18 protein-coding genes are annotated in these 18,624 nt (G+C 40.7%); 4 read left to right on the top strand and 14 right to left on the bottom strand.

Going from position 1 to position 18,624, the window contains the following annotated elements; genetic code table 11:
• Together hisS and lepB are read right to left on the bottom strand one after the other, a co-directional pair.
• The coding region (hisS, locus tag WC310_03550) for a histidine--tRNA ligase (protein ID MFA5358866.1) at positions 1-1,302 on the bottom strand (1,302 nt) is incomplete at its 3' end.
• A gap of 32 nt (positions 1,303-1,334) precedes the next feature.
• The gene (gene lepB, locus WC310_03545; GenBank protein ID MFA5358865.1) at positions 1,335-1,940 is read right to left on the bottom strand and encodes a signal peptidase I; all 606 of its coding nucleotides are present in this window, start codon (positions 1,938-1,940) and stop codon (positions 1,335-1,337) included.
• A 117-nt stretch (positions 1,941-2,057) separates the two neighbouring features.
• Here lepB and WC310_03540 point away from each other — a divergent pair, with 117 nt between their 5' ends.
• Positions 2,058-3,533 (top strand): LCP family protein, encoded by a 1,476-nt coding sequence (locus tag WC310_03540; protein ID MFA5358864.1) that lies wholly within the window; start codon positions 2,058-2,060, stop codon positions 3,531-3,533.
• A 148-nt stretch (positions 3,534-3,681) separates the two neighbouring features.
• On the opposite strand, the gene WC310_03535 is transcribed toward WC310_03540, so the two are convergent.
• Positions 3,682-3,840, bottom strand: coding sequence for a hypothetical protein (locus tag WC310_03535; GenBank protein MFA5358863.1), 159 nt, complete (start codon positions 3,838-3,840; stop codon positions 3,682-3,684).
• A gap of 179 nt (positions 3,841-4,019) precedes the next feature.
• Complete coding sequence (locus WC310_03530; protein ID MFA5358862.1) at positions 4,020-4,262, bottom strand: hypothetical protein; 243 nt, start codon at positions 4,260-4,262, stop codon at positions 4,020-4,022.
• Positions 4,263-4,411: 149 nt separating this feature from the next.
• Here WC310_03530 and der point away from each other — a divergent pair, with 149 nt between their 5' ends.
• The 3 genes from der to WC310_03515 all read left to right on the top strand — a co-directional run bounded on the left by der (position 4,412) and on the right by WC310_03515 (position 6,677).
• Positions 4,412-5,803 carry a ribosome biogenesis GTPase Der gene (gene der, locus WC310_03525; GenBank protein ID MFA5358861.1) on the top strand — a complete coding sequence of 464 codons (1,392 nt, stop codon included), beginning with the start codon at positions 4,412-4,414 and terminating at the stop codon, positions 5,801-5,803.
• A gap of 32 nt (positions 5,804-5,835) precedes the next feature.
• Positions 5,836-6,399, top strand: a complete 564-nt coding sequence (locus tag WC310_03520) for a hypothetical protein (protein ID MFA5358860.1) — start codon at positions 5,836-5,838, stop codon at positions 6,397-6,399.
• Positions 6,400-6,497: 98 nt separating this feature from the next.
• Positions 6,498-6,677: a hypothetical protein gene (locus tag WC310_03515; protein MFA5358859.1), complete on the top strand. Its 180-nt coding sequence runs from the start codon at positions 6,498-6,500 to the stop codon at positions 6,675-6,677.
• A 56-nt stretch (positions 6,678-6,733) separates the two neighbouring features.
• On the opposite strand, the gene WC310_03510 is transcribed toward WC310_03515, so the two are convergent.
• The 10 genes from WC310_03510 to WC310_03465 all read right to left on the bottom strand — a co-directional run bounded on the left by WC310_03510 (position 6,734) and on the right by WC310_03465 (position 18,587).
• Complete coding sequence (locus WC310_03510) at positions 6,734-8,200, bottom strand: RelA/SpoT family protein (protein MFA5358858.1); 1,467 nt, start codon at positions 8,198-8,200, stop codon at positions 6,734-6,736.
• A gap of 3 nt (positions 8,201-8,203) precedes the next feature.
• The gene (locus WC310_03505; protein ID MFA5358857.1) at positions 8,204-9,652 is read right to left on the bottom strand and encodes an HD domain-containing protein; all 1,449 of its coding nucleotides are present in this window, start codon (positions 9,650-9,652) and stop codon (positions 8,204-8,206) included.
• 324 nt (positions 9,653-9,976) lie between these two features.
• Positions 9,977-10,861, bottom strand: a complete 885-nt coding sequence (locus WC310_03500; protein ID MFA5358856.1) for a hypothetical protein — start codon at positions 10,859-10,861, stop codon at positions 9,977-9,979.
• A gap of 173 nt (positions 10,862-11,034) precedes the next feature.
• Entirely contained in the window at positions 11,035-13,185 is a 2,151-nt protein-coding gene (topA, locus tag WC310_03495) for a type I DNA topoisomerase (protein MFA5358855.1), read from the bottom strand.
• A gap of 28 nt (positions 13,186-13,213) precedes the next feature.
• Positions 13,214-14,323 (bottom strand): CapA family protein, encoded by a 1,110-nt coding sequence (locus WC310_03490; protein MFA5358854.1) that lies wholly within the window; start codon positions 14,321-14,323, stop codon positions 13,214-13,216.
• A gap of 23 nt (positions 14,324-14,346) precedes the next feature.
• Complete coding sequence (dprA, locus tag WC310_03485; GenBank protein MFA5358853.1) at positions 14,347-15,441, bottom strand: DNA-processing protein DprA; 1,095 nt, start codon at positions 15,439-15,441, stop codon at positions 14,347-14,349.
• Positions 15,442-15,762: 321 nt separating this feature from the next.
• Positions 15,763-16,287 (bottom strand): aminoacyl-tRNA hydrolase, encoded by a 525-nt coding sequence (gene pth, locus WC310_03480; protein MFA5358852.1) that lies wholly within the window; start codon positions 16,285-16,287, stop codon positions 15,763-15,765.
• Positions 16,288-16,296: 9 nt separating this feature from the next.
• Positions 16,297-17,181: a ParB/RepB/Spo0J family partition protein gene (locus WC310_03475; GenBank protein ID MFA5358851.1), complete on the bottom strand. Its 885-nt coding sequence runs from the start codon at positions 17,179-17,181 to the stop codon at positions 16,297-16,299.
• Between the two features lie 40 nt (positions 17,182-17,221).
• The gene (locus WC310_03470; protein MFA5358850.1) at positions 17,222-17,812 is read right to left on the bottom strand and encodes an HD domain-containing protein; all 591 of its coding nucleotides are present in this window, start codon (positions 17,810-17,812) and stop codon (positions 17,222-17,224) included.
• Position 17,813: 1 nt separating this feature from the next.
• Positions 17,814-18,587: an AAA family ATPase gene (locus tag WC310_03465; GenBank protein MFA5358849.1), complete on the bottom strand. Its 774-nt coding sequence runs from the start codon at positions 18,585-18,587 to the stop codon at positions 17,814-17,816.
• Positions 18,588-18,624 lie beyond the last annotated feature (37 nt).

The following is an 18,624-nucleotide window of genomic DNA, read 5'->3' as shown; positions in this document are numbered from 1 at the left end:
GTCACGTAACAGCACTGTTCCTTCGAGAACTTCCTTTTGACCTAAAATTAAAACATATTTAACGCCGAGCTTATCGGCTATTTCCAGTTGACCTTTTAGACTGTCTTTCGCAAGCATCTGATAAATCGGCATTTTTTCTTTACGAAAACTTTCTAAAAGATGGAAGGCTTTTTGCTTTGCCTGTTCTCCGATTTGAGCGAGAAAAATCTGCGGCGCTTTTGGCACCTGCGGCTCGATTCCTTGTTTGCGCATTTCCAGGATTGCCCTTTCGATACCTATACCGACACCGCAACCCGGCGTCGGGCGACCGCCGATCAATTCCATCAACCCATCATAGCGTCCACCACCGCATAATGATTTTTGACGACGGTCACTGTCATCATCTTCTTTTGCCACCGACATAATCTCAAAAACAGTCCTAGTATAATAGTCCAGCCCTCGAACCAAAGAATGATTAAGATTATACGGTACTTCCAGATTATCCAAATATTCCAACACTTTCATAAAATGTTTCTTGCAATTTTCGCAAAGCCAGTCAACAATCTGTGGCGCCTCTTCCTTCACTTCCTGACAGCCCTCTTCTTTACAGTCAAGCAGGCGCATCGGATTTTTTAAAAGGCGTTTTTGACAGTCTTTGCAAATTTGTTTTTTCTTGCGGCGATAATAAGCAATTAAATTTTTTTTGTATTCAGCGCGGCATTCGGGACAGCCGATACTGTTTATCTGCACATTAGTCTCTATGCCAATTTCTTTATAAAATAAAGTCGTTAAATAGATAATTTCAGCGTCTACGGCCGGATTTTCTTCGCCGATTACTTCAAAACCAAATTGATAGTGTTGGCGATAGCGACCGGTTTGCGGGTTTTCGTGTCTAAACATTGGTTCCCAATAATAAAATTTGATCGGCTGCGGTTGATTCATCATTCCGTGCTCCATATAAGCTCGCGCTACCCCCACTGTTCCTTCCGGACGGAGAGTAACACTGTCCCCGCTTAAATCAGTAAAAGAATACATTTCTTTTTCCACGATATCAGTTATATTGCCGACACCGCGACGAAAAAGTTCGGTCATTTCTAATACCGGCGTGGAAATACGACCGTAACCATAGAAACCGGCTAATTTTTCGGCTTCTTTTTGCAAATAACTCCAATAACCCTGGTCAGCTGGTAAAATATCTTTCATTCCTTTTAGCAACTGAATGTTTTTTCTACCGCTGCTTCTTTTTGGCTGGTCAAGAGAAGGCTTTTTTATCGATCTTGAATATTTCATTTCTTTTTTCTTATTAAATTTCTTTTTTGGCATAATTAAGAAAAATAATTAATCAAAAATATTTATTAAATATTATATTGTGGTGCGGAAAAAATCATCACTCTGTTGAAAGGCCAACCGCGCAACCACGTTCTGCCGACAATATCTTTTCTCGTTATCAACCCAAAGGTCCTGGAATCCAAACTAGCCGGTCGATTGTCACCCATGACAAAATATTGTCCCGGTCCCAAATCATACGTCACGTCCCCTGGCGTATAAGTAGTAAGCGGTAAATAAACGCTTTCATCCAAATAAGTACCGTTTGGATATTGGGTATTAAAGATTTTCACCCTGCCGTCTTTAATTTCTATTTTTTCTCCAGGCAAACCGATAATTCTTTTAATAAAAAAATCGTCCTTAGCGATCGGCGGTCGGAAAATAACAGTCTCCCCCCTGATCGGATCCTCAAATCGGTAAGATATTTCATCGATAATCAAATATTCATGATTATAAAAATTAGGTTCCATCGACGCTCCTTTGACATAAAAAGGTTGGATCAAAAAATACCTCACCGGGACTATAATAACTAAAGAAATAACAATGATTTTAAATATCTCCACGGCAAAATCAAAAGCTTCATGAAGTGCTTCGTTTTCCCAAAAACGCCACTTGTTTTTTTTCCAAAAAATCATAAATAAATATTAAATAATTTGTTGACATTATAACAACAAACGGTATTAAAATCAAATCTAGCCACAATCCGACACCCAAGTCTTGTCAAAAGCTGACGCTTAATTTATAATAAAGCCATGTCTTATCCAAAAATAGATTTCTCCAAACTCTCCGAAGAGCAAAAAACCTACCCCTTAAAAGAGCCGACTAGCGACCATCGAATCACAATAAAAACTAGCGCTCGCCCAAAAAGAAAAATCACTAAATACGTGGTAATTTTTTTAATTGCCGTGATGGTTATTTCCGCCGCCAGATCAATGTTTGGCAGCGACGAAAACAACACTCAAAAAAGTCTCGGCGTCTGGACGCAAATAAAACATTTGGTTTTAAGCGGTGAGAAAGAACTAAAAGGAGAAGAAGATGACAGAATAAATTTTTTACTCCTGGGTATTGGCGGAGAAGGACACGACGGACCCTATTTGACCGATACTATTATTCTGGTCAGTTTCAAACCAAAAGAAAAAAAGGTCGCATTAATATCTATCCCCCGCGATCTGGTAATGCCCATACCAGGATATGGCTGGCGAAAAATTAACAATGCCAATGCTTATGGTGAAATAAATAATCCAGGAAAAGGAGCGGAACTGACCGTCGAAACTATTTCTAAAGTTTTTAACCTGCCCATACAATACTATGTTCGAGTTGATTTTAATGGTTTTGAAAAATTTATCGACGAACTGGATGGAGTAAAAATATGCGTTGATCAGGCTTTTACCGACAATCTTTACCCTACCGAAGACTATAAAACTCAAACCGTTTCTTTTCAAGAAGGCTGCCAGATGATGGACAGTAAAACCGCTCTCCAATACGTCCGCTCCCGTCACGGCAACAACGGCGAAGGCTCTGACTTTGCTCGTAGTCGTCGCCAGCAAAAAGTTTTGTTAGCTGCCAAAGAAAAACTGCTATCCTTCTCCACCTTGGTTAATCCTTTTCGAATCAGCAATCTTTATAGCCAATACAGCGACAATGTCGCCACTAATATGGAAATATGGGAAATGGTGCGGCTTGCCTCGTTAATAAAAAACATAAACAAAGATAACGTTACTAACAAAGGTCTGGTGGAAGGTCCCGGCGGACAGCTAGAAACGGTCATTGGTGAAGATGGAGCGTTTTTACTTCAACCACCTGGCGGTAATTACGATGAAATACGCGGCATAGTCGCCAATATTTTCAACGACGGCAGCACTCTTCAAAAAACAGAGGAAGTAAAAAAAGAACCAATAAAAGAAGAACCAAAACAAACCGTTGAAGGCTCAAAAGTTGAGATACGCAATGGCACATTTATTTCTGGTCTCGCCGGTAAGGTAGAAAAATACATCGAATCGTCAGGCTATAACGTGGTTGAAATCGGTAACGCGCCTTTCCGTGATTATGAAAAAAACGTTATCTATGACCTGTCTGATGGCAAATACCCCAAAACTATTGAATTTCTCACCCAAAAAATGCAAGCCAATCTTTCCCAGACCATTCCTTCGTGGGTGAAAAATATTGCCAAAGGTGACATAATACTGATTTTAGGACAAACCGCCGGATCAATGGATATTCCCGAGTAAACAACAACAAACAATTTTAGAAAAATAAAAAACAACGGGTATCAAGGCTCGTTGTTTTTAGTATGCAGGATACAGGATACCGGATACAGAATTAAAATACACAAGTAATAAGATCTCCTGTCTCCTGTCTCCTGTCTCCTGTCTCCTGTCAAAATGTCTGCTTTATCTCCTCAATATCTACTTCTTCTTTTCCTTTTTTATCCATCTTAACTCCGGTACGGTGATATTTTTCCGTAGCATATTCTGAAGGAACACAAGAGTCCTTCGCCGCGGTCTTTTTACCAAATAGTTTTTTGAGAAAGCCCATATAGTTAAAATTGGTAGCTGGTAGCTGGTAGCTGGTAGCTGGTAGCTGATAGCTGGTAGCTGATAGCTGATAGCTGATAGCTGATAGCTGATAGCTGATAGCTATATTTTAACATTTTCTAAGATAAAAGAAAAAGGGTCTCGGACAAAAACCCGAAACCCCGCTGATTGCTTGGAACATTACTTGTTGACGAGAAGGTGTTCGACCTTCTCGCAAGGAACCTCGGTCATAAGACCGGTGTACCAGCCCGCATGGTAAAAAGCGAAACACAGTCCCACTCGGTGGTCTTTTGCATAGATCAGATTTCCCGCGGTCTCTTGAACGACATTTTCCGTGCTGTTCCTTTCCAAATCTTGCATCGAGGTACAGGCGATCGCACCCACCAATAACAATGCAAAGACGACCAAAAACAACACTGCCATAGCCTTTTTCATCAAGAAACCCTCCCTTATTGGATTTATTGTCTATATGCAATTGATTTAAATCAATATAATATTATCGAAAATATGTCAATACCAACTTGCTTTTATCCTAGTTTTACTTTATAATTAGCTTGAAATTCATTTAATTTATGCAAAAAATGCCAGTTGTTGCTCTGGTCGGTCGAACAAATGTGGGTAAATCTACCCTATTTAACCGCCTAATCGAGCAGCGCAAAGCCTTAGTCTCACCCGCCCCCGGCACTACTCGTGACCGTAATTTTGGTATTGTTACTTGGCGAGGTAAAGACTTTACCCTGGTAGACACCGGCGGACTCGATCTCGGCTACATGCCAGCCACCCAGGTACCCAAAAAGATGAGACTGTCCAGCCGCATCCACCCAGATAATATTATTGAAACAAACATAGTCAAACAAGCCGAAATCGCCATTGCCAAAGCCGATTTTCTGATTATGGTGGTGGACGGTAAATCAGGCATGCAAACCGAAGATAAAACTATTACCAATATCCTCCGCAAAAGCCGTAAACCATACCTGCTGGTAGTTAATAAAGTCGACAACAAATCGGCCCGCAACGAAATCTGGGATTTTGCTCGTCTAGGATTAGGAGATCCAATACCAGTATCTGCCACCAACGGATCTGGTACTGGCGACATGTTGGATATCATAGTAAAAAAACTAAAATTTCCCCGAGCCAAAAAAATAGAGACAGAGAAAGTAAAGTCTAACCTTAATATTGCTATTATCGGCAAACCCAACGCCGGCAAATCATCGCTCTTAAACGCCATACTTGGCGAAGAGCGCGTGATTGTTACTCCTATTGCCCACACCACTCGCGAATCACAAGATGCGGAGTTTGAATATAAAGAAAAAGTTTTTACTTTAGTCGATACCGCCGGCATTCGCCGCAAATCTCATGTCAATAAAGGGTTGGAAAAAGCTGGCGTCAATGATTCTTTTACCAGCATTAAAGAATCAGATATTGCACTGCTGGTTATTGACACTGCTGCCGGACTTAGCGTCCAAGACACGCGCCTGGCTCACGAAATTATTAACTCGCGATCCGGACTGATTATTGTCGGCAACAAATGGGATCTGGTCGAAGAAAAAAACGCCTCTAGTCCGACCGAATTTACCAAATACTTTTACGGTCACTTCCCGGCCCTGACTTGGGCGCCGATCATCTTTATCTCCGCCAAAAAAGGTCAACGAATAAAAAATGCTCTAGACCTGGCGGTAAAAATAGAACAAGAAAGAGAAAAAAGGGTAAATGAAAAAGAGCTGGAAAAAATACTGACTCGTGCCGCAAAAAAACATCTACCCAATCCAGTTAAAGGCAATATTTTCCCTCAGATTTACTCGCTTAAACAAACTGGCATTCGCCCGCCTCGTTTTGAGCTTCTAGTTCACCCAAAGGCGGAAATACACAAATCATGGATTCGATATTTAGAAAACCAAATCCGCCAGAAATTCGGCTTTGTCGGTACACCGATTATCGTTCATCAAAAATTTTATAAAAAATAACTGGAAGATAGAAACCAGCTATTAACACAAAAATGAAAATAAGAAACGCTCTCTCTCGGTTTAAATATCCCAAACTTTTAATTTTACTCCTAACTATTATACTGGCTTATTTTTTATTTAAAGAAAAAAATTTTGAGCCTTGGCATAATTTTCTGTCTTCACTGGGATATTTAGGTATTTTTATCGCCGGCATGCTTTATGCTTACGGCTTTACTGCGGCACCAGCTACAGCGGTTTTGCTTATCTTGGCTAAAGAACAAGACAGTATTGTGCTATCCGGTTTAATTGCCGGCATAGGCTCGTTGGTCTCAGACACAATTTTGTTCAAATTTATCAGACATTCTTTTACTAACGAAATACAAAGAATTGCCGAGCAAAAATTATTTGCTTACTTAAAATCAAAAATCAATATTTTCACTCAAAAATACCTTCTGCCGATCATTGGCATGATCATTATTGCTTCGCCGCTACCTGATGAAATCGGAGTCACTCTGCTAGCCTCATCGACTATTTCCGATAAAAATTTTTATGTATTGTCCTATATTTTAAACACTTTGGGTATAATCACTGTTTTGATTATCGGGTCCAAAATCTAGAAACGTTTTTTCGAGGAACAAAAACCCAAATTAACAGTTAACAACCACTCTGTTTTAATACTTATAGGCAACCGTTCCAACCAACCGTAGGAGGCTGCATGTCATTAAAACTAGCCGACCCAACCGCACCGCACTCAAAATGGCTGAGGGAACAAACCCAAACCGGATTTTTCGACGGCGGGTCAAAACCTGTTACCGAAGAAACCGCCAAAAAACTCCACCTCATTCACGATCGTATCGCCAAAGAGCTCGTGGAGCAAAACAAAAAAAATGGGTAATCTTTTTTACCCAGCAACATAAAACCGTTCGGCTTTACCCGAATGGTTTTTATTTTTTACTTTATGAGCTTGCTTAAAAATCCTTCTCTTTCCGCTTTAGTCGCCGCTCGGATATGAGTACGCGCCATAGAACTTTTGACAAATTTCAGCCAATCAGGATTTGGTCCTTTACGATTTTTATCAATCAATACTTCAACGATGTCACCGTTTTTGAGTTTATAATCAAGATTAACAATCAAGTCGTTTACATAAGCGCGGCTACATTTATTACCAATATCAGTATGAATGGCGTAGGCAAAATCCACCGGAGTTGATTCTTCCGGCAAATCAATCACGTCTCCTTTTGGCGTAAAAACAAATATCCGATCTTTAAGCACATCTACTTTCAGCCTTTCCAAATTCTTTTGATTTTCTTCAATTTCTTTTTTCCATTTGGCAAGCTCTTGAATCCAGCTCATTTCTTCCGTCGGTTTAAAAGACTCTTTGCCTTTTTCATCATAGTACCAGTGCGCCGCCACTCCCTGCTCCGCTCGTTCGTGCATTTCCTCGGTTCGAATCTGAAATTCGACCACCTTTTTTCCTTCGGTAAAAACCGTCGTGTGCAAAGACTGATAGCCATTAGCCTTTGGCTGTGCAATATAGTCTTTAATCCTGCCTTGCATCGGAGGCCAAATATGATGGACTACACCCAATACCCGATAGCAATCGGCAACGCTTTTGACTATTACTCTCAACGCTACCAAATCACGAATTTTATTAATATCCCTATCATGTCGCAAAAGTTTAAGATACAAACTATACAAATGTTTGACCCGACCATTCACTGCAACAAAATCAACCCCTTCTTTACGCAGCTCGTCTTCCAAATGTTTTTTTACTTTAATTAAATATTTTTCCTGTTCTTGTTGTTTTTTCGCGACCAAATCCACAGTCCATTTGTACTCATCCGGTATGGCATATTTAAAAGCGGCGTCTTCAATGCGACTACGAATCTCCCACATACCCAGACGATTGGCAATCGGCGCGTATATCTCCAAACTTTCTTGAGCAATGCGCACTTGCTTTTCCCTGGAGTGCACTTGCAAAGTGCTTAAATTATCCAGCCGGTCAGCAAAACGAATGATAATCACGCGCAAATCAACCGCCATCGCAACAAACATTTTGCGCAGATTCTCTATATAACGTTCGACTCCACGATATTTTACCTTTCCCACCTTCGTTACTCCTTCCACTAAAAAAGCAATGTCTTCGCCAAATTCTTTTTTTATTTGACTAATCGTTATCTCTGTTTCTTCCGGCACGTCATGCAATAACGCGGCAGCGATCATCGTCGGACTCATTTTTATTTGTGCCAAAATCAAAGCGGCATTGTAAGGATGCGAAAAATAGGGCTCGCCTGAAAAACGAGACTGCCCTTCGTGAGCTTTTTTGGCAAAATCATAAGCTAAATCAACAACATCAACATCAACATCCGGTTGATGCAGCTTTATTTCATCGATTAATTTTTTTAAATCAGAGTCCATACTTTATTTTATTTCTTTTCCTTCATCTTTGTTTTTTTCGTGGTAGCTTTTAATCGCCTCTTTGGCCTTCGTGGTTTTGACAAACTTAAGCCAAATTTTTAGTGGGTGTTTTTGCATTTTTTTAATTATTTCAACCACGTCATTATTTTTTAAAACAACATCCAGAGGTCGATCAATATCGTTAACAACAGCCGACTTACCGTGATGCCCTAAATCGGTATGGACGGCATAAGCAAAATCTACCGGCGTTGCCCCCCTGGGCATTTCGATTATGTCGCCGCTGGGAGTATAACAAAAAATATGATCCGTCAAACTGTCGATACTTAGTTCGTCTAAAAAAACTTTTTTATTGTCATCATCAATTATTTTCCTTTTGGCTAAAACCTCCTTGATCCAATGCGGAATTTTCGTATCACCATAAGAATGTTTATAATACCAATGGGCGGCAAGACCATACTGGGCCTCATCATGCATTTCTTTGGTACGAATTTGAAACTCTATTGGATTGCCGTCTTCGCTAAAAACAGTGGTATGTAAAGACTGATAACCGTTTGGCTTTGGTGATGCTATATAATCCTTGACCCGACGTGGTACTGGTTTCCATAAATTATGAATCACGCCCATTAACAAATAACAATTTTCGAGCTTGTCGGTAATTACACGAACAGCAAAAACATCGTAAATTTCATTGAAACGTTTGTTTTTTTCTTTCATTTTCCGATAAATACTGGCGACATGTTTAAAACGACTATCAATCCGACACTTTACTTGATATTTTTTTGCCTGAGCTAAAACCTTTTTTCTCACCTGGTCGACAATTTGCTGACGCTTACGGTAAAGACCTTTTTCGATTTTTTTCTGAATCTTTTGATAAATAAGCGGCTGGCGATATTTGAAGCACATATCTTCCATCCGCCAACGTAATCGCCAAATACCAAGCATGCTCGCCAACGGAATATATATCTTTTCCGCAATCTCAACCATTCTTTTTTGCTGACTTTCGGGAAAAGTATCGAGATGATCGAGATTGTTTAAGTGTTCGGCAAATTTGACTAAAATTGATTGAAAATCATGAGTAACGCCAAAAAACATTCTTTTCGCACTTTCGACGTAACGCTCCGTACCCCGGAAACGACTCTCGACTCCGCATAAGTCAAGATCGGATTTAATGATAGTAGCAACCTTTTTTCCATAATCATTTTCGATATTTTCCAAAGTATAATCAGAATGTCGCGGTAAATCATGCAACAACGCTGCTGTTACAACATCTATACCCATTTTCATTTTTGCTACTGTCATTGCGGTTTCCACCGGATGATCAAAATAAATCATATTCCCCCGTTTTTGTCCTTTTAATTTTTTAGCAGCCAAATAATAAGACTGCTCCAAGGGCTTAATGTCAACGTTTGGATAGTTACTTTTTACTATTTGTTTTAATAATGGCAGAGACATAATCTACATTGAATATAAGCTAACCTGTAAAAAAAAGCAATTTGAGGTATTTTCGACTCTTGACAAATTTTTCATAAGTGGTAAGATATCGACAGTAATATAAGGGTCCAAAAGACTCTCAAACGCAGACAGCTCCTCTGGTTTATTCCGAGGAGTTTTCTGTTTATAAAAAAAACGGCCTCGAGAGAGATTTAAACCCCAAACTATTTAGTAATATAAGGGTATCTCCTCAAGAGCCGCAAAATCAGTATAACGTAATTTAAAAAAATGTAAAGGTGAAAATAAAACCCCCACGGCCTGCTGGCGTGGGGGGGGTGAACGATTTTAAGCAACTTTTTCCCGTCGGAGGTGGTTTGTCGCCATTTCAATCATATCTACGTCGACCAAAATATCAGTTTCCGGTCGAGAGACAAAATGCGCCGCCACTTCCGAAAAAGCGCCAGCCGACAAAAAGTCAAGTTCGGTCGTCGTGTCATCAATTTGACGACGGAGATCGCCCGTAGCCTTGATCAAAAACGTCATGCTTTCATCTCTGACGCTTTGTGCCTCCTCAAGCAAAGCGTCGGCGCGAACCATGGTGTCGAACGGACTAATTTTTTCATAATAGCCGTTCGCCTTGCGTTCTAAATCCTGGATCAACGCCTCCGCGATCCGACGAAACCGTTGGAGCATGAAAAGCGATTCGTCGTTTTTTTTGATCGCCTCGTATAGCTTTTCTACACGGATTTGAAGCTGATCCCGTAACTCGGGATTATTGTCTCTTTGCCGCGCAGCTTCATGGTAAACGCTCCTTAACTCCTCATAAACTTTAGTGCCTCTATTGAAAAGCACTTGATAGTCAGACTTCGTCCCTAGTAAATTTTCTTTCCATTCAGAAATCCGCCTATCAAGATAGCCCTTGACGTCCCGACTAAATCCAGGCTTAAGATTTACTCCTTCTTTTTTGAAGCGTTTCTTCTTCTGGAAAAGAGCAATCTTCTGGATAGGAAAAAATAAGGTAAGAGAGGCGGATGAAGCCAGTAAGCCGACAGCGCCCCATACTGATATGGCGACACAGCCAAACAAAAAAACAAAAGCAATAGTTGCACATAGCAACTTGCTGTTTTCCTCCAAGTTGAGTCGGACGTCATCCATCCCCGAACTTTCAGCAACCGCTTTTTTCAAAAGATCCGGAAAAGACCCGGGGATATCTAAAAGCCGCTTTTTCATAGCTAAACCTCCTCGAGATTTTTATTGTTAATTTGCTAATTTTAAACATTACCATTAAATATTACCCTTGTCAATACCCACTTTCCCCATGTCCCGTTTTTTACTTTTATATTTTAAAAAGACTCAGATAAATTTGAGTCTTTTTAAAATATAGATTGGCTTTATTCCTTTATTTATGATTCCCTAATATCTTTCTTATTTTCCTCTTCAACAGCCTCTTCACCTGGTTTTTTACTCGAGGCAAACTTGCATTCGGGATAACGTGAACAGCCATAAAATACCCTGCCCCTACCCCGACGGATTACCACCTCACCCTCTTTGCATTCCGGACATTTCACGCCAATAGTTTTGAGCACCTTTTTAGTAGTCTTGCAGGCAGGATAATCCGAACAAGCGATAAACCGACCGAAACGCCCTTGCTTATAAACCATTGGCTTGCCGCAATTAGGACAAGCTTCGTCGATCTTTTCTTCTTCCAAAATTTCACCTTTACCATTTATTTGCTTGGTGTTTTTACACTCTGGAAAACCGGTACAAGCAAGAAATTTACCAAAACGACCAAATTTGACAGCCATAGGCTTGCCACACTTTTCACATATCTCATCGGTTTCTTCTTTTATAATATCCTTTTTATCCAACTGTTCGTATTTTTTTTCTAGGTTATCGGTAAACGGACCGTAAAATTCAGCGATCACCGGTTGCCATTTCAAGCTACCCTCAGCTACTTCGTCCAGGTCACTTTCCATTTTGGCGGTAAAATCATAATCGACAATTTTAGGGAAATGTTCAACTAACAAGTCGTTGACTAAAAAAGCTATTTCGGTTGGTTGAAGTTTTTTTTCTTCACGTATCACATAGCCACGATCAATAATAGTGGCGATAGTCGGCGCATAAGTTGATGGTCGACCGATACCGCGATCTTCAAGAGCTCGGACCAACGTTGCATCGCTATACCGCGCCGGCGGCTGGGTAAAATGTTGGAGCGGTTCAAGTTTTAACAAATCGACATTTCCGCCCTGCACTAAGTCCGGCAAAATAACATCCTCGCTTTTATTGGGATAAACGGCGAGCCAGCCGACAAACCTAATCACCTGACCGGTAGCGCGGAAAGTGTATTTTTTATCATCATTGGCAATATCGACGACAGTGCTGTCTATCGCCGCTTCGGTCATCTGCGAAGCAACCGCGCGACGCCAAATCAAATCATACAATTTAAACTGCTGCGCTGTCAGATGATCCTTGACACTATCAGGGGTACGGGAAACCTCGCTCGGACGAATAGCTTCGTGAGCTTCTTGGGCGCCTTTACTCTTGGTTTTAAAATGTCGTGGACCGCTCACATATTCCTTACCTATACTTTCTTTGATATAATCCTCGGCTTCACCCAAAAACTTCTCTGACAGATTGACAGAATCGGTACGCATATAAGTAATCAATCCGGAATGTCCTTCACCTTTGACGTCAATACCTTCATAGAGCTGCTGAGCAAGCATCATGATTTGTTTAGCCGAATATCCCAGACGACGGTTAGCCTCTTGTTGCAGTGTTGAAGTAGTAAATGGCGGCAATGGTTGTCTGGTCGACCGTTTCTTTTCTACCTTTACCACCTCGTATTTAGCATTCTTTAGCTGATCTAAAATTTCACCGGCTTGTTTGTCGGTTTTTATTCCCAATTTATCTAAAATTTTTCCGTCTACCCGATGAAGTTTAGCATGAAGACTGCCGTCTTCTTTTTTTTGAAAATCTGCTTCCACCGTCCAATACTCTTCTTTATTAAACTTCTCTATTTCCCGCTCGCGTTCAACAATCAAGCGAACCGCAACCGACTGTACGCGACCAGCAGACAATCCTCTGGCAACCTTTTTCCAAAGAAACGGTGAAAGTTTATAACCAACCAGCCTATCCAAAACTCGACGCGCTTGTTGAGCGTCAACTAGATTCAAATCAATATCTCGTGGATGTTCGATAGCGTCTTCCACGGCACCTTTAGTAATCTCGTGAAAAGCAATGCGCCTTTCATTTTCTTTTGGTATATCAAAAATCTGAGATAAATGCCAAGCGATTGCTTCTCCTTCACGGTCTTCGTCAGTTGCATAGTAAACTTCTTTTGCTTTAGCCGCCAGTTTTTTGAGCGCGGTCAGTCTTTTCTGATTTTTCCGAAAAATCACGTACTGCGGCGCAAAATCGTGCTCAATATCAACGCCTAATTTACTTTTTGGCAAATCACGAACATGACCATAAGAAGAGTCCACCTTATAGTCTTTTCCCAAAAAACGGGAAATTGTTTTAGCTTTAGTTGGCGATTCTACAATAACTAATTTCATACTGGAAGCTATTATTACAGAAGTTTTTTCATTCTGTCAAATCTTGAGTAGAAAAAACAACCGAATTAGTTACCCCGATTCGATCAAAAATACTTTTACCTTCCACTTCGTCAACGACTCTGGGCGTAGAATAATTTTCAATTATAACCGGGATTAATCTTAACTCTTGAAGATCTTTATTTTTCCAAGTCGCTTGTAAAATCAAACCCTCTTTTGTTTCCTTGCTCCATTCCTGATCGAAGACAAAATTGCCCAGTGAATAAAATATCCATTTGCCTTTATAGCTTTCCACCGTCCCTGCCCAATGCGGGTGGTGACCAATCACCAAATCAGCTCCAGCATCAATTGCCGCTCGAGCAAAATCAATCTGTGTTTTGGTTGGTTTGACGGTATATTCCTCCCCTGCATGCATTTGCACAACCATGACATCAACTTTCGGTCGCAACGCGGCGATGTCTTTTTTTGCCTGATTGATATTTAACCCGGCAACAACGTACTTACTGCCTAGGGTGTCGTGGTAATCAGCATAAGAGTAAGCCAAAAAACCAAATTTCAAACCGTTACGCTCTGCTACTGCCGCCCAATGCGCCGCAGTAAAATCGGCTCCAGCGCCAACCGGAAAAATATTACTCTGAAAAAGATAGTCAACGGTATAGTTCAATCCTTGTTCGCCTTGATTTGTTATATGATTATTGGCAATAGACAAAACGTCAAAGCCAGACTTATTTAATCCAGCGATAGCTTCGGGCTCAGCTTTAAAAACCATACCGGAAGAAATCTTATCACCACGGTTATAAAACGGCGACTCGAGATTGCCGATCGTTATATCGGCACCAGACAACACTTCCCAAGTCCGAGAAAAAGGCAAAACAAAGTCTTTGACGGCAAACATTTTATTACTGACATGACGGGAAAGCATGATGTCGCCGACAGCAATCATGGTTGTTGTCTTTAAATCACCAACTAAAGGTTCGACTCTTTTCACGGCTTGATTGACTAAAGCATACTGTCTTGTCTCCGCCTTTTTAGCAAAAAAATAACCAACAAAAAACAAATCGGCAAACACTGCCAAAACCGGTAATAACCAGAAAGCTAGCCACAAATATCTCTGCCATATTTTTTTACTATCGCTTGACATTATTTTTAAAAAATTAATAATTACTAATTAATAACGTATCTTTTGCCACCAACATCTTTAACCTTTCCCGCGAGTTCCATTACTAATAAAACAGAATTAACCACCTCGCTTGATAATTCGCTTTGCCGAATCAAATTATCAATATGAACTGGCTCTGAGGAAACGAATTGTAAAAGTGTCTTTTCTTCTTTGCTGGACGCGACAGCCTCCTTTATTCTAGTCGTTTCTTTGATTAAACTCAAATCTAGCGCTTCCAAAATATCGTTAGCGCTACTGACTGGCTTGGCGCCTTGGCAAATTAATTCGTTCGGTCCAAAAGAATTAACGTTATAAATATTACCGGGTACAGCGTAAACATCACGGTTTTGGTCTAGAGCGCAGCGCGCGGTGATCAGCGCGCCACTGCCCTGTCCTGCCTCAACAACCAAAACCCCTTGAGACAATCCGGAAATTAAACGATTGCGTCTGGGAAAATTTTGCCGATTCGGCGGCGTACCGCAGGGAAATTCAGAAATCACTATCCCGCCGCAATAGATTATCTCCTCCACCAATCTTTTGTTTTCGGCGGGATAAATAGATCGCCAATCCAACCCCGTCCCTAGCACCGCCACTGTTTTACCGTCCAAACCAATAACTGTTTTGTGCGCCGTGCTATCAATACCGCGCGCTAAACCTGAAACAATACTTACACCGCCGGCAACCAACCCACTAACAATATCCTGCGTTGCCCGTATTCCATATTCAGTTGGTCGACGCGTTCCGACTACCGCCAACATCTTGCCACGCAGTATCTCTGGCGATCCGCGAAAGTATAAAATCGGCGGCCAGTCATATATTTGTTTTAACAAATCGGGATAATTTTGATCCCAAAAAGTTAATACCTCAATCCCTTCTTGCTGGAGCAAATCCCAGGCTTTTTCGACATCCACTATCGTCCTTTGCCTTAAAATCACGTCAACCACCCAAACCGGAATGCCAGCGGCGAGCAACTCGGCTCTTGTTGCATTAAAAAAATCTTTGGGATTACTAAAATGATTTATTATTTTTTTAAATCGCACAGCGCCGACTGCCTCAACTAAAGATATTCCGACTAAATATTTTTTGCAATCATCATCCATATTTTATCTAAATTTAAATATTTTAAAACAACTAATATTGACAATTATTTTCTATTATGCTAATATATTCTATTACATTAAATATTAAATAATTCTAAACTTTTTATTTTAAAATTTTGTACGTCGTCTTGCCGGCGATGAAATTCGAGAATACCCTCCTATTTTCGGATAGTAATCGGCAAGTCAAGGTTGGTCGGATTTTTCTGACCCGATCTTGCGCCGGCTAGCAGGCGTATAAAATACGTCTTGTTCGTTTAACCCAAATAAAACAAAACCCCTGATTTTTTTCGGGGGTTTTGTTTTTGTCCAAAAAATTTTTGACTAAATTTCTTTTTCCAGGGCTTCAGTCGCCTCTTTGATAATACCGTCGAGTTTTTTACTTTCTTCGGCTGTAAATCTACCGATAACAAATTTATCCGTCGGCATTTTTGTTAGCAAATCATTTTTTACACCCAAACGAATACGGGTAAAATCTTTACTGCCGAGCGCGTCAATAATCGACTGAACGCCGTTGTGCCCAGCAGAGCTTGAATCGTGCGAAACCTTTATTCGACCAAAGTCTAAATCTTTATCATCATGGACCACCACCAAATCTGATTTTTTAAACTTTGGATATTTCTTCTTGATATAATTTAATACCACGCCAGAACGATTCATAAAAGTTGTCGGTTTTGCTAGTACCATGTCTTTACCGCTCAGTTCCTTTTCTAAAATAAAAACTTTGGCGGTGATTTTTTCTTGCCATTTGCTAGCGCCAGCTAGCGCGTCCAGCACCAACCAACCAAAATTGTGTCGCGTCTTGGCGTATTCCCTACCAGGGTTACCAAGACCAATAATAAATTTCATATTTCTTTTCTAAACGACAAACCGCCCCATTTTATCTATTAAATCATTTAGCTCTTCTTCCGAGAAAAACTCAACAATTATTTTCCCCTTACCGTCTTTTTTCTCTATCTTCACTTTAGTCCCGAGTCTTTTACGCAACTCCTCTTCTTGCGCCAAGACACTGGCGTCGGGCAGAGTAATCGACCTGGCCGATTTTTTGGTCGGAGGTGAAACCCTTTGCGCTTCATGCTCGGCCTCGCGAACATTTAGTTCGTCACTGATTATTTTTTTGAAAAGATTTTCTTGCTCATGTTTGTCATCAACACCGGCAAGTACTCTTGCGTGGCTAGCCGATATTTTACCGTCACTGATAGCCAGTTGCACTGCTTCTGGCAAATCCAACAAACGTAAAGTATTGGCAACTACTGCGCGAGATTTACCGACCTTTTTAGCCACGTCTTCCTGGGTTAAAGAAAATTCATCAATCAAACGCTGGTAACCAGCTGCTTCTTCAAGTAGATTGAGGTCTTTACGCTGAATGTTTTCAATAATAGCAATTTCTAATTTCTCCGCCTCACTTGCCTGACGTACTATAGCCGGAACGGTTTTGAACTCCAATGTTTTGGCAGCACGAAAACGACGCTCACCAGCGATTAATTCATAACCGTCATTTTGTTTCGTCACTATTAACGGCTGCAAAATACCATGTTCTTTAACGGAGTTAATCAAATCTTCAAGCGCGCCGTGGCCAAACTCTTTGCGTGGCTGGTGTGGATTGACTGCTATTTTTTCTATCGGTATCTGCAAAATCCGCTCACCACCGATGGTTTCGTCCGGTTTGTCTGGTAGCGGCGCCGTGGGCGTAGCAATTACTTTTTTGGGTATTAAGGAATCCAGTCCTCGACCAAGTGTCATACGAGTTATGTGATTATATTTTTTTTATTTAAGCCGTTTTTTATTTTTCTTTGTTTCTGGACACCCACCACTCGTCATTTTGATCAGCAAACCACCAGTGATCGGAATTAGTTGCTACTATTTTTTCAGCAAGTTTTTTGGCGTTTTCGGTTTTCAGTCTTTTGACTGCCGAAGCAATCCAACCGCTGGCGCGAGTGTTACCAGTATCAAGCTCTTCTTTGAGCGACAAAATCCATTCTATATTATCGGCGTCTTTAGCTAATTTTGCTTCCAAGCTTTCGCGCGCTTCGTATTCTTTTTTTATTTTTTCCATATCATCACCAAAAGGTAAAGTGCTAGTCAGATCAGTAAAAGCCTTCTCTTCATCTGCTCTGGCGTATTTCTGATGAACATAGTTGAGATCCGACGTTCGTGCTTCTGGTAAATCGTGAAATAAACACATCTTCAGAACATTACCAGTATTCACATCTTCCTGCAGCGATGCTAAAACATAACCAATAAACATCACTCGAGTGATGTGCTCGGAAACACTTTGCTGTCCGCTACCTAAAAAGTGAAATCCGCTACGAGGAGTTTTGGATAAAATCCCGACCTCGAATAAAAAATCTACAACTTGTTCGACGTTTTTCATATTATAAATTTTGATTTTCCGTAGCCATTACTTCTTGAGCCAACCGTTCATAAGCTCGCGCTGCCTTAGAAAACGGACTATAGGCTAATATTGATTTACCGTGCGACGGCGCCTCGGCTAGATTTACCGCCCGCGGAATTACTGAACGAAATATTTTGGCAGGAAAATAACGATACAACTGCTCCATTACTTCATTAGAGAGAGACACGCGACGATCATACATAGTTAACACCGCTCCGAGTATTTTCAAATCCGGTTTGAGATTTTCCTTCACCAGATTAATCGTGTTTAAAAGCTGCCCCAAACCTTCAAGGGCATAATACTCTGCTTGTATTGGTATTAATATTTCGTCAGCGGCAGTCAAACTGTTAATAGTAATAAGCCCCAATGAAGGAGGACAATCGATTAAAACATAATCATAACCACCATGAGCCTCCATTAAAACTTTGGCTAGTTTAAACTCTCGTTCAACTTCATTAACCAGCTCAACGCTAGCACCGGCTAAAGACATGGTAGCAGGCGCAACTCTCAATCCTTCGTGCGCTGTTGGCACTATCACATGACGCAGAGAATGCTGACCAGTAATCACTTCGTAAATGCCTTTATCTAAATTTTGATGGTCAATACCCAACCCCGAAGTAGCATTGGCTTGCGGATCAGTGTCTACCAGCAAAACATTTTTACCGTACTTAGCCAAATAAGCCGCCAAATTCACCGCGGTTGTGGTTTTTCCTACACCACCTTTTTGATTAACTATCGAGATAATTCTTGCCATAAGTTAGCTAGATTATAACAAATTTGGCAAAAAAAGA

Source organism: Patescibacteria group bacterium (assembly GCA_041653535.1).
Lineage (GTDB): Bacteria > Patescibacteriota > Patescibacteriia > JACRDY01 > JACRDY01 > JBAZFH01.
Note: the sequence above shows the minus strand (reverse complement) of the source record. Positions and strands in the feature narration are given on the sequence as shown.